This window comes from Halosimplex pelagicum (assembly GCF_013415905.1).
In the GTDB taxonomy this organism is placed as follows: Archaea; Halobacteriota; Halobacteria; order Halobacteriales; family Haloarculaceae; genus Halosimplex; species Halosimplex pelagicum.
The window spans coordinates 857,754-884,059 of the sequence record NZ_CP058909.1; the positions used below are offsets into that span (position 1 = coordinate 857,754).

Below are 26,306 nucleotides of genomic sequence, written 5' to 3' on the forward strand. Positions count from 1 at the left end.
GACCGCATGAGCGACGACGCGACATACACGGCGTCGGTCGTCGGCGGCACGGGCTTCACGGGCGGCGAACTGCTTCGCCTGCTCGCGGGCCACCCCGAGTTCGAAGTCGTTCAGGCGACCAGCCGCTCGAAGGAGAACAAGACGGTGGGCCACGCCCACCCGAACCTCCGCGATCTGGACCTGCGGTTCTCCTCGCCGGAGGACCTGGAGAGCGTCGACGCGCTGTTCGCCGCGACGCCCCACGGCGTCTCGATGGAGCAGATCGACGAGTTTCAGGACGCGGCCGAGACGGTCGTCGACCTCTCGGCGGACTTCCGGCTGAACACGGAAGACCAGTACGACGAGTGGTACGACGGGCACACGCGCCCGGAACTGCTCGACGAGTCCGTCTACGCGCTCCCGGAGATCACGCGCGACGAGCTACCGGGCGCGGATCTGATCGCCTCCGGTGGCTGTAACGCCACGGCGACTATCCTCGGCCTGAAGCCGCTGGTCGAGGAGGGTATCCTCACCGGCGACGAGCAGATAGTGGTGGACGTGAAGGTCGGCTCCTCGGAGGGCGGCGCAGGGGGCGGCGAAGCCTCCAGCCACCCCGAGCGCTCGGGCGTCGTTCGCCCGTACGCGCCGACGGGCCACCGCCACGAGGCCGAGATCGAGCAGTTCCTCGGGCTGGACGTCTCCTTCACCGTCCACGCGGTGGACATGATCCGCGGCGCGAGCGCGACCTGTCACGTCTTCCCGGGCGAGCCCGTCTCGAAGGGCGACCTCTGGGGGGCGTATCGCGGCGAGTACGGCGAGGAGCCGTTCGTCGAGCTCGTGGCGGGCGGCGGCGGGGTGTATCGCTACCCCGAGCCCAAGGCGGTCGCGGGGACGAATCGTGCCGAGGTCGGGTTCGAGCTCGACCCCGGAAACAGGCGCCTCGTCGTCTTCTCGGCGATCGACAACATGATGAAAGGTTCGGCGGGGCAGGCGGTCCACGCCGCCAACGTCGCCCTCGGTATCGAGGAGACCGCGGGGCTGGAGTTCGGGGGCCTCCACCCGGTCGGCGCCCCCTGAGCAGGTGATTTTTCGTGACTACAGTCGTCAAGATCGGCGGCGCCCGCGCGGTCGACCCCGCGGGCGCACTGGCGGACGTTGCATCGCTGCGTGAGGACGGAGAGAGCGTCGCGGTCGTCCACGGCGGCTCGACGGCCGTCGACGAGACGCTCGAACGCCTCGGCATCGAACCGGAGTACGTCGAGACGCCGTCGGGCGTCGTCGGCCGGTTCACCGACGCCGAGACCATGGAAGTGTTCGAGATGGTGTTCGGCCACCTCAACACGCAACTCGTCGCGGGCCTCCAGAGCCAGGGCGTCGACGCGGTCGGGCTCAACGGCGTGGACGGCAAGCTACTCTACGGCCCGCGCAAGTCCGCCGTGCGGGTCATGGAAGACGGGACTCGCAAGATCAAGCGCGGGGACCACTCGGGCACGATCAAGCAGGTCAACGCCGACCTGCTGGAGACGCTGTTCGCGGACGGCTACACTCCCGTGGCGTCGCCGCCGATGGCCGGGAAAGACGACGAGGAAGTCGTGCCGGTCAACACGGACGCCGACCGCTCGGCCGCCCACATCGCCGGTGCGGTCGGCGCGACGCTCGTCCTGCTGACGGACGTGGAGGGCATCTACGAAGACCCGGACGACCCGGAGACGCTCATCGAGAGCGTCGAGACGGCCGACGACTGGGGCGGCCTCGAAGACGCCGCCGAGGGCTTCATGGAGCGGAAGGTGATGGCTATCGAAGAGGCCATCGAGGGCGGTGCCGAGGAAGTGGTGGTCGCGGACGCCAACGCCGACGACCCCATCCTGTCGGCGCTGGACGGCGGCGGCACGCACGTCTACGCGTCGGCGCTTTCGGATACTGCGGACGGTCACGCGGACACGACGGAGGAGGATTCACAATGAGCGGATTCGTCTTTTCGGAGAAACCGATCCAGATCGAGGAGGGCGACGGCACAGTACTGTACGACGACGACGGCACAGAGTACCTCGACATGGGCGCATCGTACGCCTGCGTCCCGCTGGGCCACGGCCACGAGGCCGTCCACGACGCCGTCACCGAGCAGTTCGAGAAACTGACCTACGTCCAGGCATCGTACCCCAACGCCGCGCGGACGGCGCTGTACGAGCGACTCGCCGACACGGCGCCCGACCCCATCGACTACACGTGGCTGTGTAACTCGGGCACGGAGGCCAACGAGGCAGCGCTGAAGTTCGCCCGCTCGGCGACCGGCAACTCCAAGATCGTCGCGACGATGCAGGGGTTCCACGGGCGCACGATGGGCGCGCTGGCGACCACGTGGAAGAGCAAGTACAAGAAGCCCTACGAGCCGCTGATGGGCGACGTGGAGTTCGTGCCCTACGACGACGGCGACGAACTCGCCGACGCGGTCGACGACGAGACCGCCGCGGTGATCGTCGAGCCCGTGCAGGGCGAGGGCGGCATCAACCCCGCCTCCGCCGAGTTCCTCCAGCGCGCACGCGAGGAGACCGAGGAGGCCGGCGCGGCGCTGATCTTCGACGAGGTTCAAACGGGTATGGGCCGGACGGGGTCGCTGTGGGCGGCCGAGCAGTCCGGCGTGACGCCCGACATCCTGACGGCAGCGAAAGGCCTCGGAAACGGCTTCCCCGTCGGCGCGACGCTCTGCCGGGAGTGGATCGCCGACAACTACGGCTCGCATGCCTCGACGTTCTCGGGCGGTCCCGTCATCTCCGCGGCCGCCGGGACGACCGTCTCGACCATCGTCGAGGAGGATATCCCGGGTCACGCCGCCGACGTGGGGGCGTACATGCAGGAGCGCCTCGAAGACGAGATCGGCGACGACGTGCGCGAGGTGCGCGGCGAGGGCCTGATGGTCGGCGTCGAGGTCGGCCGCGGCGCCAACCGCGCGCTGAAGCAACTCGCGATGAACCACCAGGTCCTGGCGCTCCCCGCGGGGCGGACCGTCGTGCGGTTCCTCCCGCCGCTGACCGTCACCGAGGACGAGGTCGACCAGGTCGTCGACGCCATGGCGGAGGTCGTCGGCGATGAGTGAGAGCGCCGGCGAATCCGAGGGCGGCGACGGCGAGGAGCCGACGCCCGACGTGCCCGTCGACGAGGAGGCGCGCGAACTCCTGATCGACGTGGTCGACACGCCCTCCGTGACGGGCGAGGAGGACGAAGCGGCGGGCGTGCTCGTCGACTTCTTCGAATCGCACGACCGGGAGGTGTGGGTCGACGACGTGGGTAACGTCCGCGCGCCGGCCGACGACAGCGTCCTCCTGACCTCCCACATCGACACCGTTCCGGGCGATATCCCGGTGCGCGTCGAGGAGGGGGAGGACGGCGACGAGGTGCTGTGGGGTCGCGGGAGCGTCGACGCGAAGGGACCGCTCTGTTCGATGGCCGTCGCGGCCGTCCGCACGGGCGCCTCGTTCGTCGGCGTCGTCGGCGAGGAAGTGGATTCGCGGGGCGCGCGCCACCTCGTCGAAGAGCGCGACGCCGAGCCCGGGGCCGTCGTCAACGGCGAGCCCTCGGGCTGGGACGGCATCACGCTGGGCTACCGCGGGCTGCTCGCGGGGACGTACGTGGCCACCTCGGAGTCGGGCCACTCCTCGCGGCCGGAGAACAACGCGATCCAGGACGCCATCGCCTGGTGGTCGGCCGTCGAGGAGGAGTTCGGCCACGACGAGTGGGTGGCGGTCTTCGAGCGCGTGACGGCCAAGCCCATCAGTTTCGAGGGCGGGATCAGCGACGACGGGCTCTCCGTCGAGGCGACGGCGGACGTGCAGCTGCGCGTCCCGCCGGAGTACACCACCGAGGAGATCCGCGAGATCGCCGACGGCCACCTCGCGAACGGGACGGTCCACTGGCACGACGCGGTCGAGCCGGTGATGATGAACCCGCGGACGGCGGCGGCCCGGGCCTTCCGCGCGGCGGTCCGGCAAGTGGGTGGGGACCCGCGACTCCTGCGCAAGACTGGCACAAGTGATATGAACGTGTACGCACAGGAGTGGGACTGTCCGATGGTGACCTACGGACCCGGCGACTCCGACCTGGACCACGCGCCCGACGAGCACGTCTCGCTCGCCGAATACGACCGCGCCGTGGCCGTCCTCGAGACCGCGACGGAGCAACTACAATGAACTTCCTCGACGTCGACGACCTCACGACCGGCGAACTGGCGGCCGTCCTCGACCGCGCGGCGGCGATCAAGGCCGACTACCGCGAGACCGGCGCGAGCGACCTGCTGGACGGCCAGACGCTCGGGATGATCTTCGAGAAGCCGTCGACGCGGACGCGGGTCTCCTTCGAGACGGGGATGACCCAGCTGGGCGGTCACGCCGTGTTCCTCGGCCCCGACGACATCGGCCTGCACGGCCGCGAGCCGGTGAAGGACATCGCGCGGGCGCTCGGCCGCTACGTCGACTTCGTGATGGCGCGCGTCTACGACCACGCCGACGTGGTCGAACTCGGCGAGTACGCCGAGGTACCCGTGATCAACGCGCTGACCGACGACGCCCACCCCTGCCAGACGCTCGCCGACCTGCTGACGATCCGCGAGCACTTCGACGACCCGACGGTCGCGTGGGTCGGCGACGGCAACAACGTCTGTCAGTCGTTCGTCCTCGGCGCGGCGATGTCCGGCCTGGACCTGGCCGTCGCCACCCCCGAGGGCTACGGCGTCGACGAGGGCGTCCTCAAGCGCGCCGACGGACTGGGCGCCGCACCGGCGACGACGACCGACCCCGAGGCCGCCATCGCCGACGCGGACGTGGTGTACACGGACGTGTGGGTCAGCATGGGCCAGGAGGACGAGCGCGCGGAGAAACTGGCGGCCTTCGAGGGGTTCCAGGTCACGCCCGAACGCCTCGGCGACCGGGCGCTGATGCACTGCCTGCCCGCCCACCGTGGCGAGGAGGTCACCGACGCCGTCATCGAGAGCGACAACGCCATCGTCTGGGACCAGGCGGAGAACCGCCTGCACGCCCAGAAGGGCCTGCTGGCGTGGCTTGCCGAGCAGGAGTAGCCAGCGTCCGCGCGCCCACGGCGCGCGGTTCTCCGGGCCGAGCGTAGCGAGGCCCGTTTTTTGCCCCATCTTTTTGCGTCGGGGGTGCCCGCAGGGAGCGAAGCGACCGAGGACACCCCCGCCGGAAAAAGGTGGGCTAGGATCGCAGGAGGTCGAGCAGCTGCTTGCCGTCGCTGTCGAGTCCGGCGTAGGCGCCGCGGGAGTACGTCCGCGGCACGGCGGTCTGGACGGCCCGGAAGAGTTCGCTGTAGAAGACCGCCGTCAGGCAGAACGACACCGGACCGTTCCCGCCGCGGAACGCGACCAGTCCCAGCGACGCGGCGAGGAGGACCGTCACCGCCGGTCCGGCCGCGAACGAGAGCGCCTGGACGCGCTTCGAGGGCGTCTCCTCCCACTGGAAGTAGCCGTAGGCGACGAGTTTCCGGACCCCGTCGAACCCGACCGTCACCGTCAGCGGACCGAGACGGGCGGTCCGTCCGGTCTCGCTCCCGATCGAGATGTGTACGTTCCCCCCTGCGAGAAGGATCGGAGTGGCGTGGGCGGCCTCGTGGAGGAAGAGCGCGCCGACGGCCCCGACGACGGCGACCGGGACGGCCAGCGCGTACGGTAGCACGTCGATCATGCAAATGACGCTTGCACGATAGGTTTAAAGGTGTTACTCACGCGGACGGAACGCCGTGTCACGAGCGTTCGGCGGCTACATCGGCGGCCAGCTCCGCGACCGCGACGCGGACGACCGACGAGTTCGGCGGCGAGCGCAAGGAAGGGCGCCTCGGCGACGGCAGACCCGACAGCGACGATTCGACCGCCGACTGAGCGTTCCCCTCGCGGGCACACCGAACCGATCAGTGCCATCGGACTCTCCAGTTCTCCCTCGGGACTATCCACGTTCGTCCAGAACGACGCCCAGATAGCGTGCGAGAGATTGACACTCTCATACCCTAATGATTTATAATGCAGTAGAATAATCGTGACGTACAGATGCGGATCACAGAGACGCGGCGGTTGTTCACGGAATCGTGCGAGTACCCGACGGACGCGGCGACGGTCGTCGACCGGGTCGGTGGCGTGGAGATCGAGGCGCCGACGGGCGACACGACGACGGTCGAGACGGTCCTCGCCCGGTCGAACGTCGGGACCTACGAGTCGGCCGACGACGTGTACACGGCGCTGATGGGCAACCTCGACGACTCCTTCATCGGGCTGAAGTACTACGACGACCGCGGCGACAACCAGCCCCACCCCCACCGGAACTGGCACTGAGCCGGGCGGTCCCGGCGGCGGGACGAACGGCGCCGGCGACGTGGCAGGCGGAGCCGGCAGTGAGACGGGTGGGGCCGCGGTGGGCATCCGCGGGGGGTCGGAACGGGTGGTTCGGTCCGCGGTGGATTCGAACTCCGGGACGGGGTGAACGCGGACACCGGCGTCTGTGCGACCGTCGTGCGACCGCGACGAACACTGATTATCGCGACCGTCGAAGCGGGCGGTGATGGCCGACTCGCCCGTCGTCGACGCCGGCGCGCTGGACGCCGAGGAGCTGCTCGACCGGATCAAGTCGACGGGTCGCGTCCGCGTGCGCACGGAGTTTCTCGACTCGGTCCACGAGGTGACGCTCCGCTGGGACGGCGAGACCTTCTACTGCGACACGCCGACACGCCTGCACAAACACGACTCCGAGTCGGCGATGCGGACCTGCCTGGTCGAGCAGGGCTACGGCCGCTGACCGCGCAGCCGACGACGGGAGGACCCCCGGCCGATCGCCCCCGTTTATGCGGCGGCGGTGCTTACGTCCCGACACCATGGTCGAGGCGGACCCCTCACCCGAGCGGTTTCGCGAGTTGATGCTCGACGAGCAGCCGGGCTTCGAGGACGTGCTCGCCTGCGTCTTCAACATCCAGGAACACGAGGTGCGGACCTTCCTGACGCTGCAGGACCACTCCGGGAGCACCGTCGCCGAGCTGGCCGACCAGCTCGAACGCGACCGCAGCAACGTCAACCGCTCGCTGTCGACGCTCCGCGAGAAGAGCCTCGCCGACCGCGAGCGGCGACTGCTGGACGGCGGCGGGCACGTCTATCAGTACTCCGCGACGCCGCTGCCCGAAGCCCGCGAGCTGATGCACGAGACCCTCGACGAGTGGACCGCCTACGTCCACGACCGCATCGACGAGTTCGGCGAGGGAGACCGCTGATCGGTCGAATCCCCTTCCGAGGTGGCGGCCCGATCCGTCGAGCGCGAGAACGGACAGGCCGGTCGCGAATCACCGATTCAGCGTGTGGACGGCCTCGCCGAGCGCGTTCGCGCAGGCCTCGCCGACGGCCTCGGAGAGGGTGGGGTGGGTGTGGATGGTGGCGGCCACGTCCTCTAGCTGCGCGCCCATCTCGACGGCGAGGGCGAGTTCGGCGATCAGTTCCGACGCTTCGGGCGCGACGACTTGGGCGCCCAGGAGGAACCCGCTGTCGCCGTCGCCGACGACGCGGACGAACCCCTCTTCCTCGTCGAGCGTGAGCGCGCGGCCGTTGGCCCGCAGCGGGAACTGCCCGACGACGGGGTCGAACCCGGCTTCCTCGGCCTCGCTCTCGGTCATCCCGACCGTGCCGATCTCGGGGTCGGTGAACACGGCCGCGGGGATCGCCTGATGGTCCAGGGCGGCGGGCTCGCCGGCGATCACTTCGGCGGCGACCTCGCCCTCGGCGCTGGCCGTGTGGGCGAGCATCGGCTCGCCGGCCACGTCGCCGACGGCGAAGACGTGTTCCACGTCGGTACGGGCCTCGTGGTCGGTTTCGAGGAAGCCGTCCTCGTTCGGTTCGAGGCCGACCGCGTCGAGGTTCAGGGTGTCCGTGACCGGCCGGCGACCGACGGCGACGAGGCACTTCTCGGCGCCGAACTCCGCGATGTCGCCGTCCTCGTTCTCGGTGCGGACGGTGATGCCGTCGCCGGCCTCCTCCCAGCTATCGGCGGCCTGGCCGAAGTGGAAGTCGACGCCCAGGTCCTCGGCGCGCTCGCGGACGACGCGGGACACGTCGTTTTCGTAGCCCGGCAGCACGTCGTCCAGCATCTCGACGACGGTCACGTCGCAGCCGAGCTTCTGGTAGACGGTGGAGAGCTCCATCCCGATGTAGCCGGCGCCGACGACGACCATGCTCGCCGGGACGGCGTCCAGCGCGAGCGCCTCGCGCGAGGAGAGGATATGCTCGCCGTCGAACTCGAAGCCCGGCACTTCGATCGGCCGCGAGCCCGTCGACACGATGGCGTGCTCGAACTCGATGGTCTCGGCGCCCTGGCCCTCGCCGCCGTGGACGATGCGGGCCGTGTCCTCGCCGGCGAACTCGGCGCGCCCCTCGACGAGGTTTACCCCCGCGGCCTTGCAGAGCTTCTCGACACCGCCGGTGAGCTGGTCGACGACACCGTCTTTCCACTCGACCATGCGCTGCAGGTCCACGGCGGGGTCGGCGTAGATGCCCATCTCCTCGGCGTCGCCGGCGTCGTGGGCGACGTCCGTCGCGGAGATCAGCGCCTTCGAGGGGATGCAGCCGTAGTTCAGGCAGGTGCCCCCGTAGGCCTCTTTCTCGACGAGGGTCACGTCTAGATCGAGCTGCCCGGCGCGGATGGCGGCGACGTAGCCGCCCGGTCCCGCGCCGATGACCAGTACGTCAGTTCCGGTAGTCACGTCTCCGACGACCATTGTCGGAGGGTGGAGTGCCCGCGTAAAAAGAGGCGGGTTGACGGTGGCACCGCCGCGACCGCCCGCGCCCCTCGCCCGTCACCGGGCGTCGCGCTCCTCGCGGGCTCCGACGCCGACGGGACGTTCGACGCCGCTCCCTCGCGGTTCTCGCGGGCGACGGTCGCAACGAAACGGTCTTGTACCGGAACCGTCGACCGGGTACCAGAAGGACCCACATGACCGGAAACTCGACGGACGGATCGGACGACCTGCCCGAGGACCCCATCCTCCGGCGGGTGCTGAGCGACTCGGCGTACGACCGCGTTCGCGTCGAGCGGTTCTCGCATTTCACCCAGCCCGTGCCCCAGAAGCTGCTCGTCCAGTCGCTGCTGGTGAGCGCGCTGGCACTGGCGCTCCCGCTGTACCTGCTCTACCCGGCGAGCGCGGCGGCGTACCTCCCGACGGTCGACCCTGCGGCGGCCTCGCCGATCGTGCTCGTGGTCGGGCTGTTCGCGCTCGTCCTCGAACTCGGGACGGCGGCGCTGCTGGTCGGCGTCGTCGTCTCCCGGACCCGCAACGAACCGCTGACCCGGCGGAAGGCCGAACGTCTGTTCACCGCCGAGACGTTCGCCACCTACGTCGGCTTCGGCACCGGCGGGCTGGCCACGCTCGCGACCGTCGGACTGCTCGCGCTCGGTCTCGGCGGCGAACCGATGCTCGCGTCGTACGTCGAGACGGCCAGCACCGGCCCGTTCCGACAGAGCGATCTGGGGGTCTCCGTCCGGACGTTCGCGACCGCCGCCGTCGTCGGCGCCGTCGCGGTCACGCTCGCCCATCGCTACACCGAGTCGCTGCTCGCCGACCTCTGAACTACTCCAGGAGGAGCAGCGTCGGGTCTTCCAGATACTCCTTGAGCGTCTCGACGAACCGCGCGGCGTCGGCGCCGTCGACAACCCGGTGGTCGACCGACAGCGACAGGGGCAACACGTCCCGCGCGACGACCTCGCCGTCCTCGGCCACGGGCCGCTCCTCGATGGCGCCCAGCCCGAGGATCGCCGTCTCGGGGTAGTTGATGATCGGCGTCGCGTACTCGCCGCCGATGGCGCCGAAGTTCGTGATCGTGAACGTGCCGCCCTGCATCTCCTCGCGGGCGATCGACCGCTCGCGGGCCTTCGAGACGAGTTCGTTCACCTCCGACGCGAGCTGGAGGAGCCCCTTCTCGTCCACGCTCTCGACGACCGGAACCATCAGCCCCGCCTCCGTCGCGGCCGCGACGCCGACGTTCCGGTCCGATTTGAAGACGATCTCCTCGTTGTCCTCGTCGAGCTGCGTGTTGAGCACCGGGTGCTCGTCCAGCGCGGCGACGACCGCTTTCATCACGAAGGGGACGTAGGTGAGCTTCACGCCGCGCTCGTCGGCCCGTTCCTTGAGTTTCTCCCGCGTCTCGACCAGAGCCGTCGCGTCCACTTTCTCGTGGTGGGTGACGTGGGGCGCGGTGAACTTCGAGCGCTCCATCGCCTGCCCGATGGTCCGGCGCATCCCCGAGTAGGGCTCGCGGCGGTCCCCCTTGGCGGCTTCGACCGCGCCAGTCGCGGCGTCGTCCGCCCCGGACGCGCCCGCCTCGGCGCTCTCGGCGGTCGCACCCGCCTCGCCGGCGTCCGCGGCGTCGGCGAGCGCCTCGGCGTCGGCCGCCTGCGCTCGCTGCTGGACCTCGGCGTACTCGCGGACGGCGGCCTCGTCCACGAAGGCCTGCCCGTCGCGCACCTCGTCGGTCGGCACGTCGTCGATGTCGACGCCGAGGTCCTCGGCGACCTGCCGGGTGGCCGGCGCGGCCAGCGTCCGCTCGCGCCCCGCGGCCTCGACGGAAGCCGCGGCCCCCGATTCCGGGGCGGCGCCGCCCGGTTCGCCGCCCTCGCCGTCGTCGACACGGGAGACCGCCGACTGCAGCCCGTCGCCCACGCTCGACTTGTTGCCCCCGCTGTCGCCGTCGTCGATCCGCGAGACGGCCGACTTGAGCTGTTTACCGTCGTCGCTCTCGCCCGCCTCGCTCCCGGCTGAGTCGCCTCCCTCGGCGGCGGCGCGCACGTCGCTCTCGGTCACGCGGCCGCCGGGGCCGGACCCGTCGACTCCGGTGATGTCGACGCCGAGTTCGCGGGCGAGCCGGCGTGCGCTCGGCGCGGCGAAGACGCGCCCGCCCTTGCCGTTCACGGACGATTCCGCGGTCTCGCCCGCGTCGTCGGGCGCCGCCCCGGCTTCCCCGGCGGCGTCGGTCTCCGTCCCGGTCTCTGCGGCGGCGCCCCCTTCACTTTCCTCGGGCGCCTCGCCCTCCACGTCGAAGGTGATGATGACCTCGCCGACGGGAACCACGTCGCCGGGCTCGGCGAGCAACTCGCGGACGGTGCCGTTCACCGGGGAAGGCACGTCGACGACGGCCTTGTCGGTCTCGACGTCGGCGACGACCTGATCCTCGGAGACGGTGTCGCCCGGTTCGACGTGCCACTCCAGCAGTTCGCCCTCGGCGACGCCCTCTCCCACGTCGGGGAGCTTGAACTCGCGGACCATGGCTCAGAACTCGACGGCGTCCCTGATGCCGTCTTCGATGCGCTCGGGCTCGGGCAGGTAGTAGTCCTCCAGCGCGTACAGCGGGTACGGCACGTCGAAGCCGGTGATCCGCTCGATCGGCGCCTCCTGGTACAGCAGCGCCTCCTCCTGGATGGTGGCGGTGATCTCGCCGGCGAGCCCGCCGGTCTTGGGCGCCTCGTGGACCACGGCCGCTCGACCGGTCTTCTTGAACGACTCGACGATGGCCTCCTCGTCAAGCGGCGACAGCGTCCGCAGGTCCACCACTTCGACGTCGATCTCGCCCGCCAGGTTCTCGGCGGCCTCCATCGTCGGCCGGGTCATCGCACCCCAGGTGAACACCGAGATATCGGCCCCCTCCCGGCGGACCGCCGCCTCGCCCAGCGGGACGGTGTACTCGCCTTCCGGCACGTCCTCGCGGAACGCCCGGTAGATCAGTTTGGGTTCGAGGAAGATGACGGGATCGGGGTCCCGGATGGCCGAGGCGAGCAGCCCCTTCGCGTCGTGGGGCGTGCTCGGAATGACGACCTTCAGCCCAGGCTCGTGGACGAAGAAGGCCTCCTTGGACTCGGAGTGGTGTTCGGGGGCGCGGATGCCGCCGCCGTAGGGCGCCCGGACGACGAGCGGGCAGGTGAACTCCCCGCGCGAGCGCGTCCGCAGACGAGCGGCGTGGGAGACGATCTGGTCGAAGGCGGGATAGATGAACCCCATGAACTGGATCTCGGGCACCGGGCGCAGGCCGTAGGCGGCCATGCCGATGGCGGTGCCGACGATGCCGGACTCCGCGAGGGGGGTGTCGATCACGCGGTCGTCGCCGAACTCGTCGAGCAGGCCCTCGGTGGCGCGGAAGACGCCGCCGTTCTTCCCCACGTCCTCGCCCATCACGAGGACGCGCTCGTCGCGGCCCATCTCCGTCGCCAGCCCGTCGCGGACCGCCTGGACCAGCGTCAGGCTCTGCGTTTCGCCGCTCGATGCGTCGTCGGTCTGGGTGTCGGTAGTCTCGCTCATGGTCACTCCAGCAGGGCTTCGTCGCCGTGTCGTTCGCGCAGCCGCCGCAGGTACGCGAGCTGTTCGTCCAGTCGGTCGGGCATCCCCTCGTAGACGTGCGCGAACAGCTCCTCGGGGTCGGGCCGCTTGACCGACTCCGCCGCCGAGATGGCGTCGGCCACCTCGTCCTCGACCGCCGCCTGGATGGCGTCGACGCGCTCGTCGTCGAGGATCCCCCGACCGCGGAGGAACCGCTCCATCCGCGGGATCGGGTCTTTCGCCCGCCACTGCTCGACCTCCTCGTCGTCGCGGTACACCGAGGGGTCGTCGGCGGTGGTGTGGGCGCCGTAGCGGTACTGCACCGCCTCGATGAGGGTCGGCCGCAGCTCGTCGGGGTTGGGATGTCTGGCCTTCTCGACGGCGGCTTTGGTCACCTGATACACCGCCAGCGGGTCCATCCCGTCTACCTGGACGCCCTCGAAGCCGTAGGCGTCGGCCTTCTGGGCGAGCGTGGCGCTCGCGGTCTGGCGCTCCCGGGGGACTGAGATGGCCCACTGGTTGTTGTTACAGAAGAAGACCGCGGGGGCGTCGAACACGCCGGCGAAGTTGAGCCCCTCGTGGAAGTCCCCCTCCGACGTGGCGCCGTCGCCGAAGTAACAGAGGAACGCCTTGTGCTCGCCCTGCAGTTTCGACGCCCACGCCGCGCCCGTCGCGTGGGGGATCTGCGTGGCGATGGGCACCGCCACCGAGAAGATGTTCACGTCCTCGCGGACGTTGCCCTCCTCGTGGCCCATCCAGTACAGCAGGGTCTGCTCCAGCGACAGGCCCCTGTGGAGCATCGCGGCGTGCTCGCGGTAGCTGGGGAACAGCCAGTCGTCGTCGGCCAGCGCGTGGACGCTCCCGATCTGGGCGCCCTCCTGGCCCGACAGCGGCGGGTAGGTCCCCATCCGCCCCTGGCGCTGGAGGCTCACCGCCCGCTGGTCGAAGTGCCTGGCGAGTTTCATCTCCCGGTACATCTCGACGAGGCGCTCCTCCGACAGATCCGGGACGGTCGCTCCGTCCCGTACCTGGCCGTCCTCGTCGAGGATCTGGACCCGGTCCCCCGGGTCGCGCTGCAAGGTACTCACGAAAACTCCCTCCTCGGGAACATACCCGAGCCAAGGGGGGCTGTCGGCTTAAGGATTTTCGTAAATAGCTTTCGCTGTGGTCCATTCTTGCCGGTCGCGGTGGGCGAAACGGCGCTATCGGGGCGGAAATATCGGAGATATCCGCGTCCGAACCGGGTCGAAACTGGTCGTTCGTCCAGCGGCGCGAGCGTGCCCTCGTGGGCACGCCGTCGGGGGAGCGGTCGGGACGACCGGGCCGGACCGCGGAGCTTGCGAGTCGGTTGCGATATGACTGCTCAATAGATGTGGGATCGGCTACCGAGCGGACGTTCGGATACCGACTCGCCAGTCCGGCGATATAGGGCTCATACCAGCGGTTAAGGGACGAGTCGGAGGATCGCCGCCCGTATGGCGACGACCACATCGGCGGATTCGAGTGGGGTGTTCAGTTTCGACCACAGGGACATGATGGTGTTCATCCTCGTCATGTCGCTGCACGGTCTGCAGAGCATGATCACGGAGCTGTTGCCGGAGTTCTCGGTGGGCGGCCTCGGCGTCTCGATCGGACCGTTCTGGTTCGTCGCGATGTCGGTCGTCCTCCTCTTCCGGTCGTTCTGGGCGTGTCTCGCGATCCCGGTCGGCGGGATCGTCTTCGGCGAGATCCTCATCGGCGACTTCAGCGCGCTGGGCGCCGTCGAGGGGCTGCTCGTCATCACTGCGTCGTGGTTCTTCGCGATGTCGCTGATCACCGACCCCGACAGTCCGACGCAGATCGCGGGCGTCGGACTGCTCGCGAAGGCCATGGAGGAGACCGCCGCCTGGTTCATCGACGTGGGGAAGTTCTACATCGGCGTCGAGGAGCTGGAGGCCATCTCGTGGCTCCCCGCGACGGTGTGGGCCACCGAGGGGATCGGCGCCCTCGTGCAGATACTCGTCGCGGGCATCGTCTTCGGTGCGATCCCGACGCTGTTCCTCTACCCCCGACTGCGCGGGAAGATCGAACCGCTGCTGGGGATGCGCTCGACCGAGGGCCGTAACGGACCGATGTTCACTCGCTCGTCGCTGAAGCGACTGCTCGCGTGGGTCGCAATCTTGCCGCTCGCGTTCGGCGCCGAGGCGCTCAGCGAGACCAGCGGCGGCATCGTCACGTTCACGCCGGAGTTCGTCGAGACCTACGGCCAGACGTTCCTGTTCGTTCCCATCGTCGTCGCGGCCGTGGTCGCGTTCGGCCTCGTCGCCTACCGACAGCGCAAGGTCGAGGGCGGGGTCTAGCCCGGCGGTCTCGTTTTCATGCCTTCATCAGATATCGTCGTCGAGGACCTGACGTTCCGGTACCCCGGCGGCGACGAGCCGGTGTTGCGCGACGCGAACCTGCGGATCGAGCCCGGCGAGTTCACCGCCGTCGTCGGCGGCAACGGCAGCGGCAAGACGACGCTGTGCAAGACGTTCAACGGGCTCGTCCCGCACTTCTTCGAGGGGCGGTTCGACGGCCGCGTCACGGTCGCCGGGACCGACACCCGCGAGGCCGGCGTCGCCGAGCTCTCGAAGACCGTCGGCTACGTCTTCCAGGACTTCGAGAACCAGCTCGTCCAGGAGACCGTGCGCGACGACGTGGAGTTCGCCCCGCTCAACCACGGCCTCGACGACTACGCCGAGCGGGCGACCCGCGCGCTGGAGATGGTCGGCCTGGAACACCTCGAAGACCGGTTCGTCTGGGAGCTCTCCGGGGGGCAACAGCACCTCGTCGCGCTCGCGGGCGTGCTCGCGATGGACCCGGAGTTCGTCTTCGTCGACGAGCCCGCGGCACAGCTGGACCCGCACAACGCCCGCGAGGCCTACGAACAGCTCCGCCGGCTCCACGAGGACCACGGCAAGACGGTGGTCGTCATCGAGCACCACTCGGAGTTCGTCGCCGACTACTGCGACGAGATGGTCCTCGTCTCCGACGGCGGCGTCGCCTGGAAGGAGCCCGTCGAGGTCGGCCTCAACAGACTGGACGACCTGGAGGCCCACGACATCCACCCGCCGCAGGTCACGGGCATCGCCGCCGACCTGCCGGGAGACGCTGGCCGGCTGGCCGACGGGCGCTACCCCGTCACCGTCGACGAGGCGGCGACGGCGTTCCCGGCGGTCCGCGACCGGGCCGGCGAGCGACCCCGCGCGGCCGACGGTGGCGAGCGTGCCGCGCGAGGGTCCCCGGTCGCCGGCGAAGGCGGCGACGCGCTGATCACCCTCGACGGCGTCGGCCACGGCTACCCGACGCTCCGGGAGGGGTACAACCGGGTGCTCGACGGCGTCGATCTGGACCTGTACGCGGGCGACCGCGTGGCGCTGGTCGGCGCCAACGGCGCCGGCAAGTCGACGCTCCTCCGGCTGATCACCGGGCTGGAGTCGCCCGACGAGGGGACGGTGACGGTACTCGGGCAGGACACGAGCGAGACGCTGCCGGAGACGCTGGCCGACGACACCGTCTACATCCACCAGAACCCCGAGGAGATGTTCGTCGAGGACACCGTCCGCAAGGACGTGGGCTACTACCTGCGAAACCGCGGCGCCGAGGACGCCGACGAGCGGGTCGACGAGATCCTCGACTACCTCGACCTGAAGCAGCTGGCCGACCGCGACGGCCGGCTGCTGAGCCTCGGCCAGCAGCGCCGGGCCTCGCTGGCCATCGGCCTCGCGACCGACCCGACGGTCGTCCTGCTGGACGAGCCGACCGGCAGTCTCGACCTGCAGAGCCGCCGCGAGGTGACGGGGATGCTCCGGAAGGCCGAGAGCCGCGTCGAGACGGTCGTCGTCGCCTCCCACGACCTGCAGCTGGTCGCCGAGTGGGCCGACCGGGTGGTCGTCATGGGCGAGGGGAGCGTGCTCGCCGACGCGCCGCCCGGCGAGGTGTTCGACGACCCCGACCTGCTGGCTCGCACCGACCTTCGCCGCCCGCAGATCGTCGAACTGAGCGACCGGCTGGGCGTCGACCCGGCCGCGCTCACCGCCGAGGAGATGGTCGGGACCCTGACCGACGCGGCCGAGGCGGCCGAGGCGACCGACGCGCTCGCGGACGGCGGGACCGACGCCGACGGGGGTTCGGGTCCCGGCGCCGATGCGGACGCCGGGACGGGTCACCGAGGTGACCGGCGGTGAAGTACGTCGACGCGGTCACGGACATCTCGATCGCCGACATCAAGATCGACCTGATGCGGACGGCCTACGACAACGACCGCGCGCTGTTGAACTCCTTCGACCCGCGGGTGGTCCTGCTGTGGACCGTCCTGTTCATGATCGTCCCGTGGCTGTTCTACGACCCGCTCCCCCTGGCGATCCTGCTGGCGGCGGCGTTCGCGCTCGCCGCGCTCTCGCAGGTCAGCAAGTACCTGCTCGCGCTGCTGTTGTTCGGCCAGGTCACGAACGTCGGCTTCTTCGTCGTGATGGTCCCGGCGATGGGCGGGGCGATCCAGGCGTTCGGCTACCTCGGGGACAACACCGGCCGCGTCACCGAGGCGCTCGCGGCGCTCGACCCCGCCGTCTTCGGCGAGGTCTGGGCCATCGCCGCCGGAGCGACCGCCCGCGGCGTCGACACCGCGCTCACCAGCCAGGAGGTCGGGATCGACGCCGTCGGCGCGGTCGTCCCCTTCTTCCTGAAGTTGACCATCATCTCGGTGATCAGCCTCGCGGTCTTCTCGGCGATGAGCCCGCGGAAGCTCTCGAAGGGGATGCTCCGGCTGGGCGTCCCCCGACAGCTCACCTTCGCCATCGCCTACGGCTACCGGATGATGCCGCTGCTCGTCGAGGAGTACCACGCGCTGGTCAACTCCTTCCGCCTGCGCAGCGAGGTGCCCGAGCAGACCGGGTTCCTCAAGTGGCGGTACTTCTACTACCTGCTGAAACTCTCCGTGAAGGCGTTCTATCCGCTCATCTTCAACGTCGCGAAGCGCTCGCGGGTCACCGTCGAGGCGATGGAGACCAAGGGCTTCTCGCGCTCGCTCGGCGACGAGAAGAGCCGGGCGCTCCGGACGGAGGGGATGATGGTCCGGACCCGCGACGTGTCCTTCGTCTTCGGGTCGCTGTTTTTCGTCGCGGCCGTCTGGGCGTTCACCTGACGGTCGCCGTTCGTCGCTTCTCCAGAAAACTACGCGCGCGGCTACCGGACGACCGCCGCCGACGGCTCGAACTCGGCCAGCGGCACGTCGTGGGTTTCGACGACCTCGCGGAGCGCCGGCACGCGGCGCTCGATCTCTCTCGGCGAGTGGCTGTCCGTGCCCAGAACGAAGCCTACGCCGTGCTCCCGAAACGCGTCGAGCATCGCGGGGTTCGGATGCACGCGCCCGAGCGAGCCGTGGACGCGGCCGGCGTTGATCTCGGGGACGGTCGCCGAGTCGGACAGCGCCGCAGCGACCCGCTCGTAGTCGCTCCGGCGGGCGTGGCCGCGCAGCGCGGCCATCCGCTCGGGCAGATCGAGGTGGCCGAGCACGTCGAACAGCTCCGAGTCGACCGCCGCGACGACGGCGTCGAAGTAGCGCTCGACGGCCGCCCGGCGCTCGGCCTCGCTCGCGTCGGCGTACTGCGAGGCGGTCGTGTAGTCGTACTCGCCGGCGAAGTGGACGCTGCCGATGGTGTAGTCGAAGCCGGCGGCGTCGAGGAAGTCGGCGGTCTCGGCCTCGGCGTCGGCGACGTAGCTGACCTCGGCGGCGTCCCACACGGTCAGGTCGGTCCGCGGGCGGAACCGCTCGATGGCCTCCCGGCGGCGCTCGTAGGTCTCGACGAGGTGGTAGCGCTCGCGGCGGCCGAACTCGTCGTCGACGACGATGCAGTGGTCGGTGAAGCCGACCGCGTCCAGCCCGACGGTCTCGGCCGCGCGGCACATCTCGGGGAGCGGCGACCCGTCGGAGTAGGTCGTGTGCGCGTGCAGGTCGGCGTGCATTACTCCTCGCTTACGTCGTGGAGTTCCTGGCCCTCGAGTTTTGGGACGACCGCGCTCTCGCTGAACCTGAGGTCGAACTCCAGCAGGTCGTTCAGCCGGATGTCGGCCTTCTGCTCGTACTTGGGCGCCTTGCCGAGCTTGGCGACCTGGCGGTACAGGTCCCGCTCGGCGTCGGTCGGCGCCTCGCCGTAGACGTGGCGGCCGATGACGACGGCGCCGACGGTGTCCTCCGGCGAGGGCTTGCCCTTCGAGCCCGCCGCGACCATGTAGGTCGGCTTCTCGCTCCCGTCGAGGTGGTCGGCCACCGCGCGGGCGTTGGCGAGCGTGCCGACGTACACGTCCACGTCGTCGCCCCCTCCCAGCCGGAGGTCCGTCACTGCGGCGCCGCCGTTGGTCGAGGTGAGCGCGGTCGGACGACCGGCCACGTCGGTGTCGTTCACCCACGTCGGCGAGTTGAAGAAGTCGTACCCCTCGGTGGGTGTGTAGTCGTCGCTGGAGCCGCCGCCGATCCGCGCCTCGGGGTGGGCCTCCTTGAACGCGTGCTCGTCGCCGCGCTCCTCCGTGACGTGGACGTACTCGGCGCCGTTCTCGAACAGTTCGACGACGGTCGTCGAGAAGTGAGTCACGTCGATGACGACGTAGTCCCCTGCCGGCGGGTCCTCGGGGATCCGTGCCCGGGACGGCAGGATGCGGTCGGTGAGTCGGTCCTCGATGTCGGTGTCGGCGAGCGACGCCATACCCGTGGGGCGCGGAGCGGACGGAAGCCCCTTGCTAAGAGCCCTATTGTCGGCCGTTTTCGGGTCCGGAGCGGTATTGAGACGTGACCGACGGGTTCCGTCACCGACCGTCGCGGTCGACGCGAGCGGCCAGCCCCAGGTCCAGCCGCTCGACCCCGTCGAGTATCAGCTCGGCCATCCGCCGGGCGCCGCGCTCGCTGAAGTGCGTGTCGTCGGTCACGCCGTCGGGGTAGTTGGGGTGGTCGCCCGGCGAGAGGTGGTTGTAGAGCGCCTTCGACTCCTCCGGTCCCAGGTCGGCCAGGAGCGCCCGGCTCCGCTCGTCCGCGTCGATCAGCGGTACGTCGTGCGCCCGCGCGACATCACGTGTCAGGTCCGCGTACTCGCGGTGGGTGTCCTCCGGGTCGCCCGCGTCGTCGAAGTGACGGCGCGCGATGGACGTGAGCAACACGGGCGTCGCCCCGCGCTCGCGCGTCTCCGCGACGAACCGTTCGAGGTTGGCGACGAACGCCGACTCCGGCGTGTACTGCTCTTTCGAGGGGACCTCGTCGTTGTGGCCGAACTGGACGAACACGTAGTGGCCCTCGGCCAGGCTGTCTACCACGGGGTCCCAGCGCCCCTCTTCGAGGAAGGTGCGGGTGCTGCGGCCGTTGCGGGCGTGATTCTCCACCGTCACCGAGTCGTCGAAGCGCTCGGCGAACGGCGTCCCCCAGCCTGTCTCGGGGCGCTCGTCCGGCGCCTTCTCGGCCGCGGTGGAGTCCCCGATCAGGTGGACGGTGATGGGATCGGACGACATTGCGTAGCGGTCGCCGGTGCGGGATATATGCGCGTCGGTCCCGCCTCGCCCGGGGGCCGGCGGGACGCGGCCGCCGTCAGTCCCCGCCCGCCCGCGCCTCGGCCCGGGCGCGCTCGACGCTCTTCCCGTCCCGCGCCACCGCGTCGACGAACAGCTCGCCCGCCCGGTACGAGGAGCGGACCATCGGGCCCGAGGCGCAGTAGAGGAAATCCAGTTCCTCTTCGGCGACCCGTCGCCAGGTGTCGAAGGCGTCGGGGTGGACGTACTCCGTGACTTCCAGGTGCGAGCGGGAGGGCTGGAGGTACTGGCCGAGCGTCACCACGTCGACGCCGACGCTCCGCAGGTCCGAGAGGGTCTGGTACACCTCGTGGTCGTACTCGCCGACGCCGAGCATCAGGCTGGTCTTGACGTACGACTCCGACTCGCGGGCGGCCTGGCGGAGCACGGACAGCGACTGCTCGTAGCCCGCCCGTCGGTCACGAACCGGCCACTGCAGGCGGTCGACCGTCTCGACGTTGTGGGCGAACACGTCCGGTTCGGCGTCGAGGACCTTGCGGACGAGGTGCTCCTCGCCCCGGAAATCCGGCACGAGCGCCTCGACGAGGATGCCGGGATCCCGGTCCTTGATCGCCTCGATGGTCCGGGCGAAGTGGCCGGCGCCCTGGTCGGGCAGGTCGTCGCGGTCCACCGAGGTCAGGACGACGTAGTCCAGTCCGATCTCGGCGACGGCGTCGGCCACCTGCTCGGGTTCCTCGTCGTCGAGGGCCTCCATCCCGCCGGTCTCCACGTCGCAGAAGTTACACCCGCGCGAGCAGCGGTCGCCCATCAGCATGAACGTCGCCGTGCCGGGGCCGTCCCGACCGGACCAGCACTCCCCGAGGTTCGGACAGTTGGCCTCCTCGCAGACCGTGTTGAGCCCCCGGTCGCGGAGGCTCTCCTTGATGTCCGTGAAGCGCTCGCCCGACGGCGGCCGGGTCTTCAGCCACTCGGGCTTGCGGGCGCGACTCATTGGCGACGCTTGGGTTCGGTCGGGCAAAAGCCTGGGGAGTTGGATCGGGCGTCGAACGAGGGTCACCCGACCTGGGACCCCGACGACCGTCCCCGAAGTCCTTCGATCCGTTCGCTCAGCGGCGGGTGGTACGAGAGCAGACTCGACACCCCACCGCCGCCGTCGACGATGTAGCGGCGGTCGGCCAGCGCCTCCAGCGCGCCGGCGAGAGCGGCCCCGCTTACCGCCTCGGCGGCGTAGGCGTCGGCCTGCGCCTCCGTGCGGCGGACGACCCAGGCGAGGGCGACGGCGAACGGCGGCGTCCCGGCCAGGATCGCGACCAGCGCGGCGTCGGGCGCGACCGAGGCGGCGCCGAGGGCGGCGCCGGCGGCGACGGCGACCAGCAGGTACCGCAGGAGGACGTGCCCGTGTTCGTGGTGGCCGACCTCGTGGGCGACGACGGCGCGTAACTCCTCGCCGTCGAGGGCGTCGAACAGCGACTCGGTGAGGAAGACGTACTCGGCGCCGGGGACGATCCCGACGGCGAAGGCGCTGCCGAGGCGGGTGCGGTCGTCGACGACCCGCAGCCGGACGCCGTCGGGGAGCACGCCGTCGACGGTCGCCCGTTCCTCGTCGGTCGGCCAGCGGGTCCGCAGCGCGACGACGAGGGCGAACGGCGTCAGCGCCGTCGCGACCAGCCCGAGGCCGACGGCGGCGACGACGCGGGGCCACCCGGCGGGGACCAGCGCGATGACCCCCGCGGCCAGGACGACCCCCGCGAGACCGACGGAGTCGCGTTCGAGTTCCCAGGCCGCGGCGTCGCGGTAGCGCACCCGGAACCCGCGGGTCGCGCGGCGGTACGGGACCGTCGCGAGCCGGACCGTCACCGCGACGACGACGACCGGGAGCGCGTAGGCGGCGACCGCGGCGGCGACGCCGACGACCGCGCCCGCGGTCGGACTCACCGCCGCGACCTCGGCGGTCGCGCCGGCCTGGGCCGAGCGGGCCAGCCCGGACAGTCGGGTGAGGGCGACGGTGCCAACGCCGCCCGCGACGACCCCGCGCCGCCGGAGACGCCGCAGCGCGGCGGCCGTCTCGGCGTCGCCCGCCGCCCCCTCGTAGGCCGACCGGCCGCGCCAGCGGACCGCCGCGCCGACGGCGACGGTGACGACGATCTGGAGGGCGACCGCGACTTGCGGGGTGAGGGCGGGACTCACGCGCGGAGCGACGACCCCGACCACCAAAATGTCACCGAACGGTCCCGTAGATGGTTCAACACCTAAATACAAATATTTAACATGTATGGGGGAGAGACAGTGCGGTATGTTCGACGTGACGCGCGACGACATCGTCGGGGGGTCGCTGTCGCGCGCGCTCGTGGTGCTCGCGGCGCCGCTGGTCGCCCAGAACTTCGCGCTGGTCGCCCAGTCGGTCGTCGACCTGTTCTGGGTCGGCCGCCTCGGGGGGACCGCGGTCGCGGCGGTCGGGCTCGCGACGGTCGTCGTCGCGCTGCTGACCGTCCCGCTGCAGGCGTTTTTCACCGGGAGCCAGGTGGTCACCTCCCAGCGCGTCGGCGCCGACGAGACAACCGCCGCGCGGCGGGTCCCGTTCACCGCCGCGGCCTGCGCGGTGGCCGTCGCGGCGGTGCTCGGCGCGGCGCTCGTCGTCGGCGCGGACGCGGTCGCGGGCCTGTTCACCGACGACGCGGCCGTCCGACGGCTGGCCGCGAACTACCTCACCGCCTACGCGTTCGCGCTCGTCGCCGTCGCCGCCAGCGACACGCTGGAGAGCGGGTTCACCGGGTGGGGCGACACGACGGCGGCGCTGTACGTCAACCTCGTCGCCATCGTCGTCAACGTCGTCCTCGACCCGCTGTTGATCCTCGGGTGGTGGGTGTTCCCGCGGCTGGAGCTGTTCGGCGCGGCGCTGGCGACGGCGGTCGGCTACGCCGTCGGCGCCGCGCTCGCGCTCGCGCTCGCCGCCCGCGGTCGCCAGGGCTTCGAACTCACCCGCGCGGCGCTCCGACCGCACCTCGACACCGCCCGCGAGGTCGTCGACGTGGGATTGCCCATCGCCGGGCAGAGTTCCGGACGGCAGGTCGCCCGTCTCGGGATGATCTGGATCGTCTCGGCGGTCGGCGGCCCGGCGGCGCTGGCGGCCTACCACATCGGGTCGCAGGTCGCCACCGTCGCGTTCGTCCCCGCCCAGGGACTCGCGCAGGCCGCGACCAGCGTCGTCGGGCAGAACCTCGGCGCGGAGCAGCCCTCCCGCGCCCGCCGCGCGACCTGGGTCGGCGCCGCCATCGCGGCGGTCGGCCTGACCGTGTTCGGCGCTCTCCAGTGGGTCGTCCCCGCGCCCATCGCGCACGTGTTCGTCCCCGACCTCTCCGGACAGGCCCTGGAGTACACCGTCCTCTACATCCAGATCCTCGCCTACGGCTACTGGGCGCTGGGGGTCATCTACGCGGTCGAGGCCGGCTTCAACGGCGCCGGCAACACCGACGTGAGCATGTACTCGACGCTCGCGCAGTACTGGGCCGTCCGCCTCCCCGTCGCGCTCGTCGGCGCGTACGTCCTCGACCTCGGTGTGGCAGCCGTCTTCTGGGGCGTCACGCTCTCGAACGTCGCCGCTGCCGTCTGGCTGGCGGGCTACTTCTACCGGTCGGCCGACGGCGGGATGCTGGCCCGGGCGGCCGACGAGGCCGCCGCGTCGGACTGACGGCCCGTCGCGGTCGCCGCTCCGCCGTCGGGCCCGGCGGGCGGTCCCGCCGACCACTTCCACTCCGCCATAGAAACGCATATGCCGACGGGGCCCCCGGATTCGTTCGTGTCACGGCACGCCGACGGCGAGACGGAGCTGGCGGTCTCGGAGGTGCTGCCCGACTACGCCGGGGCCTTTCCCTTCGAGCGGTTCAACGCCATGCAGTGCGAGGTGTTGCCCGCGCTGCTCGACTCGACGGAGAACGTCGTCGTCAGCGCGCCGACCGCCAGCGGCAAGACCGCCCTCGCCGAGGTCGCCATCTGCGAGGCGCTCGAAGCCGACGGGACCGCCCTCTTCCTCGCCCCCTTGCGCGCGCTCACCAACGAGAAGGAGAGCGAGTGGGAGCGATTCGAGGACCTGGGCTATTCGGTCTACGTCGTCACCGGCGAGCGCGACCTGAACCCGCGCCGCGCCGAGCGGGCCGACATCCTCGTGATGACTCCCGAGAAGGCCGACTCGGCCACCCGAAAACACGACTCGCCGCGCTACTCCTTTATCACCGACGTGGACTGCTGCGTCATCGACGAGGTCCACCTGCTCGACTCGGAGAAGCGCGGGTCCGTGCTGGAAGTCACGGTATCGAGGCTGCGCCGGCTCTGTGACCCGCGCGTCGTCGCGCTGTCGGCGACGATGCCGAACGTCGACGACGTGGCCGGGTGGCTCGACGCCCCCGCCGACAACACCTTCGAGTTCGGTGACGACTACCGGCCGGTCCCGCTGCACGCCGACGTGCGGACCTACGCCCACGGCGACAACGCCTTCGCCGACAAGTACCGCCGGCTCTACCGCGCCCTGGACATCGCCGAGCCGCACATCCGCGAGGAGGGCCAGGCGCTCGTGTTCGTCTCCTCGCGACAGGACACCGTCCAGGCCGCCAAGAAATCGAGGGACGAGATCGCCGAGCGCGACGTTCCGATGGGGGCGCGGGGCGACTACGACTTCCACAACGACGCCGCCGAGCTCTCCAACGATACGCTGCGCCAGTCGGTGCTCGACGGCGTCGGCTTCCACCACGCCGGGCTCTCGAAGGAGGACAAGAACCTCGTCGAACAGTGGTTCAAGGAGGGGAAACTCCAGCTACTGTTCTCCACCTCGACGCTCGCATGGGGCGTGAACCTCCCGGCGCGCTGCGTCGTCATCCGCGACACGAAGCTCCACGACCCGCTGGAGGGCGAGGTGGACATGAGCCCGCTGGACGTGCTCCAGATGCTCGGCCGCGCCGGTCGCCCCGGCTACGACGACAAGGGGTACGCCTGGGTGGTCTGCGATTCGTCGGACGCCGACAAATACCGCGCGCTGTTGCGCGACGGCAAGGAGATCGAGTCGCGACTCGCCGAGGACCTGGACGCCCACCTCAACGCCGAGATCGCGCTGGGGACCATCGGCGATATCGAGGACGTGATGGACTGGCTGGAGACGACGTTCTACTACGTGCGCGCGGCGAGCGCCCCCGACGAGTACGCCTCCGAGAGCGCGCTGCGCGAGCGCGTGAGCGACACCCTTCGGTCGCTGGTCGCCACCGGGTTCGTCGAGCGCGAGGACATGCGTCTCGAACCCACGCCGCTCGGGCGGCTCGCCTCGAAGTTCTACCTGCGGCTCGACACCGCCCGGGAGTTCGCCGATCTGGCCGAGCAGGCCGAGGAAGCGGACGGTCGCCTCGACCAGGACGGGATCCTGCGGGCCATCGCGACGGCGGCGGAGTTCGACAGCGTCAGCGCCCGCTCGGACGAACGCGACGCCGTCGCCGCTGTCCTCGGAGAGACCGACGACCTCGACCCGGGCGGCCGGAAGGTGCTCGCGATCCTCGAATCGCGGATGCGCGGGACGACCCCCGGCGAGTTGCAGAGCGACGCGTGGGTGATCACCCAGAACGCGCTGCGCCTGCTCGCGGCGCTCCGCGCGTTCCTCGACCGGCTCGCCGGCTCCGAGGCCGCGAACCTCGCCTGCCGCATCGAGGCGCGCATCGAGAACGGCATCAGCGACGACGCGGTCGGGCTCACCGCCATCGACGGCGTCGGATCGGGGCGCGCGAGCAAGCTCGCCGCCGAGGGGATCACCACACCGGCCGGGGTCCGCGAGGCCGGCGCTTCGGGTCTGGACGCCGCCGGGCTCTCCGAAGGCGTCGCCGAGCGCGTCGTCGAGAGCGCCGGCGAACTCCCGAACGTCGTCGTCGAGTGGGGCGACTTTCCCGACAGCGTCGCCTCCGGCGAGAACGACATGCGGGAGGTCACCGTCCGCAACGTCGGCGGCGACGCCCGCGCGGGCCTGCGCGTCACGGTCAACGGCGTCGAGATGACGACCAAGAACCGCTATCTCGGCGAGGCGACCCTGCCGGTCGGCGTCTTCGGCGGGAATGCCGACGAACTGGAGTACGCGATCGAGGTCGCCTTCCCGGAACTCCCCGTCCACCCCGTCGTCGAGACGCGCTCGGTCCGCGTCGAGTGAACGACGGTCCGGGACGAGCGCCGCCGGCGCCGCGCGACCCGTCGACCGGTGGCACCTCGACCGCACATCGCCCCGAGCGCGCGCCAACTCTCCCGGCCGCGCGCACCGATCCGGTCGACCCGCAGAGTCGCCCCTCGTTCGACCCGAGACGTGGGGCGGATCGGCGTCCGTCGAAAATGTAAGTAACTTGTCTATTTGGTCCTTAGATGCGGTTCTAAACCTTCTAATCGGTTCTGGAACGGTATTAAAACGTTAGGGAGCCAACTGAAAGGTCGGTTCGGGG

The 26,306-nt window shown here is 70.5% G+C and carries 24 protein-coding genes; 14 read left to right on the forward strand and 10 right to left on the reverse strand.

The window, feature by feature from the left end:
- Nucleotides 1–6 precede the first annotated feature (6 nt).
- Genes argC through argF form a run of 5 tightly spaced genes read left to right on the forward strand, consistent with a single transcriptional unit; the run spans nt 7 to nt 5,047 of the window.
- A complete protein-coding gene (argC, locus tag HZS54_RS04330) occupies nt 7–1,056 on the forward strand; it encodes an N-acetyl-gamma-glutamyl-phosphate reductase (protein ID WP_179920728.1) in 1,050 nt (349 codons plus the stop codon).
- Nucleotides 1,057–1,070: 14 nt separating this feature from the next.
- Nucleotides 1,071–1,943, forward strand: a complete 873-nt coding sequence (locus HZS54_RS04335; RefSeq protein ID WP_179920729.1) for an acetylglutamate/acetylaminoadipate kinase — start codon at nt 1,071–1,073, stop codon at nt 1,941–1,943.
- Entirely contained in the window at nt 1,940–3,073 is a 1,134-nt protein-coding gene (locus HZS54_RS04340; protein WP_179920730.1) for an aspartate aminotransferase family protein, read from the forward strand. The genes HZS54_RS04335 and HZS54_RS04340 overlap by 4 nt, the downstream gene beginning before the upstream one ends.
- Nucleotides 3,066–4,163, forward strand: a complete 1,098-nt coding sequence (locus HZS54_RS04345; protein WP_246391766.1) for a [LysW]-lysine hydrolase — start codon at nt 3,066–3,068, stop codon at nt 4,161–4,163. The genes HZS54_RS04340 and HZS54_RS04345 overlap by 8 nt, the downstream gene beginning before the upstream one ends.
- The gene (gene argF, locus HZS54_RS04350) at nt 4,160–5,047 is read left to right on the forward strand and encodes an ornithine carbamoyltransferase (RefSeq protein ID WP_179920731.1); all 888 of its coding nucleotides are present in this window, start codon (nt 4,160–4,162) and stop codon (nt 5,045–5,047) included. The genes HZS54_RS04345 and argF overlap by 4 nt, the downstream gene beginning before the upstream one ends.
- 136 nt (nt 5,048–5,183) lie before the next feature.
- Here argF and HZS54_RS04355 read toward each other — a convergent pair whose 3' ends face one another.
- The gene (locus HZS54_RS04355) at nt 5,184–5,669 is read right to left on the reverse strand and encodes a hypothetical protein (protein ID WP_179920732.1); all 486 of its coding nucleotides are present in this window, start codon (nt 5,667–5,669) and stop codon (nt 5,184–5,186) included.
- A gap of 359 nt (nt 5,670–6,028) precedes the next feature.
- Here HZS54_RS04355 and HZS54_RS04360 point away from each other — a divergent pair, with 359 nt between their 5' ends.
- The 3 genes from HZS54_RS04360 to HZS54_RS04370 all read left to right on the forward strand — a co-directional run bounded on the left by HZS54_RS04360 (nt 6,029) and on the right by HZS54_RS04370 (nt 7,236).
- Nucleotides 6,029–6,310: a DUF5789 family protein gene (locus HZS54_RS04360; protein ID WP_179920733.1), complete on the forward strand. Its 282-nt coding sequence runs from the start codon at nt 6,029–6,031 to the stop codon at nt 6,308–6,310.
- 226 nt (nt 6,311–6,536) lie between these two features.
- On the forward strand, nt 6,537–6,770 hold the full coding sequence (locus HZS54_RS04365) for a DUF8001 family protein (RefSeq protein ID WP_179920734.1): 234 nt from the start codon (nt 6,537–6,539) through the stop codon (nt 6,768–6,770).
- Nucleotides 6,771–6,846: 76 nt separating this feature from the next.
- On the forward strand, nt 6,847–7,236 hold the full coding sequence (locus HZS54_RS04370; RefSeq protein ID WP_179920735.1) for a helix-turn-helix domain-containing protein: 390 nt from the start codon (nt 6,847–6,849) through the stop codon (nt 7,234–7,236).
- Nucleotides 7,237–7,305: 69 nt separating this feature from the next.
- Here HZS54_RS04370 and lpdA read toward each other — a convergent pair whose 3' ends face one another.
- A complete protein-coding gene (lpdA, locus tag HZS54_RS04375; protein WP_179920736.1) occupies nt 7,306–8,730 on the reverse strand; it encodes a dihydrolipoyl dehydrogenase in 1,425 nt (474 codons plus the stop codon).
- 215 nt (nt 8,731–8,945) lie between these two features.
- On the opposite strand from lpdA, the gene HZS54_RS04380 reads away from it, so the two are divergent.
- A complete protein-coding gene (locus HZS54_RS04380; RefSeq protein WP_179920737.1) occupies nt 8,946–9,578 on the forward strand; it encodes a hypothetical protein in 633 nt (210 codons plus the stop codon).
- 1 nt (nt 9,579) lies between these two features.
- Here the strand turns inward: HZS54_RS04380 and HZS54_RS04385 are convergent, their stop codons facing one another.
- Genes HZS54_RS04385 through pdhA form a run of 3 tightly spaced genes read right to left on the reverse strand, consistent with a single transcriptional unit; the run spans nt 9,580 to nt 13,403 of the window.
- The gene (locus HZS54_RS04385) at nt 9,580–11,271 is read right to left on the reverse strand and encodes a dihydrolipoamide acetyltransferase family protein (RefSeq protein ID WP_179920738.1); all 1,692 of its coding nucleotides are present in this window, start codon (nt 11,269–11,271) and stop codon (nt 9,580–9,582) included.
- A gap of 3 nt (nt 11,272–11,274) precedes the next feature.
- On the reverse strand, nt 11,275–12,297 hold the full coding sequence (locus tag HZS54_RS04390) for an alpha-ketoacid dehydrogenase subunit beta (protein ID WP_179920739.1): 1,023 nt from the start codon (nt 12,295–12,297) through the stop codon (nt 11,275–11,277).
- A gap of 2 nt (nt 12,298–12,299) precedes the next feature.
- Entirely contained in the window at nt 12,300–13,403 is a 1,104-nt protein-coding gene (pdhA, locus tag HZS54_RS04395) for a pyruvate dehydrogenase (acetyl-transferring) E1 component subunit alpha (RefSeq protein WP_179920740.1), read from the reverse strand.
- A 387-nt stretch (nt 13,404–13,790) separates the two neighbouring features.
- On the opposite strand from pdhA, the gene HZS54_RS04400 reads away from it, so the two are divergent.
- The 3 genes from HZS54_RS04400 to HZS54_RS04410 are packed head-to-tail and all read left to right on the forward strand — an operon-like array spanning nt 13,791 to nt 17,479.
- Nucleotides 13,791–14,654: a DUF8171 family membrane protein gene (locus HZS54_RS04400; RefSeq protein WP_246391767.1), complete on the forward strand. Its 864-nt coding sequence runs from the start codon at nt 13,791–13,793 to the stop codon at nt 14,652–14,654.
- Between the two features lie 18 nt (nt 14,655–14,672).
- Entirely contained in the window at nt 14,673–16,523 is a 1,851-nt protein-coding gene (locus HZS54_RS04405; protein ID WP_246391768.1) for an ABC transporter ATP-binding protein, read from the forward strand.
- Nucleotides 16,520–17,479, forward strand: coding sequence for an energy-coupling factor transporter transmembrane component T family protein (locus tag HZS54_RS04410; RefSeq protein WP_179920741.1), 960 nt, complete (start codon nt 16,520–16,522; stop codon nt 17,477–17,479). Before HZS54_RS04405 ends, HZS54_RS04410 begins: the two co-directional genes overlap by 4 nt.
- A 41-nt stretch (nt 17,480–17,520) precedes the next feature.
- On the opposite strand, the gene HZS54_RS04415 is transcribed toward HZS54_RS04410, so the two are convergent.
- The 5 genes from HZS54_RS04415 to HZS54_RS04435 all read right to left on the reverse strand — a co-directional run bounded on the left by HZS54_RS04415 (nt 17,521) and on the right by HZS54_RS04435 (nt 22,035).
- Nucleotides 17,521–18,300, reverse strand: a complete 780-nt coding sequence (locus tag HZS54_RS04415; RefSeq protein ID WP_179920742.1) for a PHP domain-containing protein — start codon at nt 18,298–18,300, stop codon at nt 17,521–17,523.
- On the reverse strand, nt 18,300–19,037 hold the full coding sequence (locus HZS54_RS04420) for a 2-phosphosulfolactate phosphatase (protein ID WP_179920743.1): 738 nt from the start codon (nt 19,035–19,037) through the stop codon (nt 18,300–18,302). Before HZS54_RS04420 ends, HZS54_RS04415 begins: the two co-directional genes overlap by 1 nt.
- A gap of 100 nt (nt 19,038–19,137) precedes the next feature.
- The gene (locus HZS54_RS04425) at nt 19,138–19,830 is read right to left on the reverse strand and encodes a rhamnogalacturonan acetylesterase (RefSeq protein ID WP_179920744.1); all 693 of its coding nucleotides are present in this window, start codon (nt 19,828–19,830) and stop codon (nt 19,138–19,140) included.
- A gap of 76 nt (nt 19,831–19,906) precedes the next feature.
- Nucleotides 19,907–20,839 carry a lipoyl synthase gene (lipA, locus tag HZS54_RS04430; protein ID WP_179920745.1) on the reverse strand — a complete coding sequence of 311 codons (933 nt, stop codon included), beginning with the start codon at nt 20,837–20,839 and terminating at the stop codon, nt 19,907–19,909.
- A gap of 62 nt (nt 20,840–20,901) precedes the next feature.
- Nucleotides 20,902–22,035 carry a M48 family metalloprotease gene (locus tag HZS54_RS04435; protein WP_179920746.1) on the reverse strand — a complete coding sequence of 378 codons (1,134 nt, stop codon included), beginning with the start codon at nt 22,033–22,035 and terminating at the stop codon, nt 20,902–20,904.
- A 106-nt stretch (nt 22,036–22,141) separates the two neighbouring features.
- On the opposite strand from HZS54_RS04435, the gene HZS54_RS04440 reads away from it, so the two are divergent.
- Nucleotides 22,142–23,536: an MATE family efflux transporter gene (locus tag HZS54_RS04440; protein WP_179920747.1), complete on the forward strand. Its 1,395-nt coding sequence runs from the start codon at nt 22,142–22,144 to the stop codon at nt 23,534–23,536.
- Between the two features lie 138 nt (nt 23,537–23,674).
- Complete coding sequence (locus tag HZS54_RS04445) at nt 23,675–26,023, forward strand: DEAD/DEAH box helicase (RefSeq protein WP_179922936.1); 2,349 nt, start codon at nt 23,675–23,677, stop codon at nt 26,021–26,023.
- Nucleotides 26,024–26,306 lie beyond the last annotated feature (283 nt).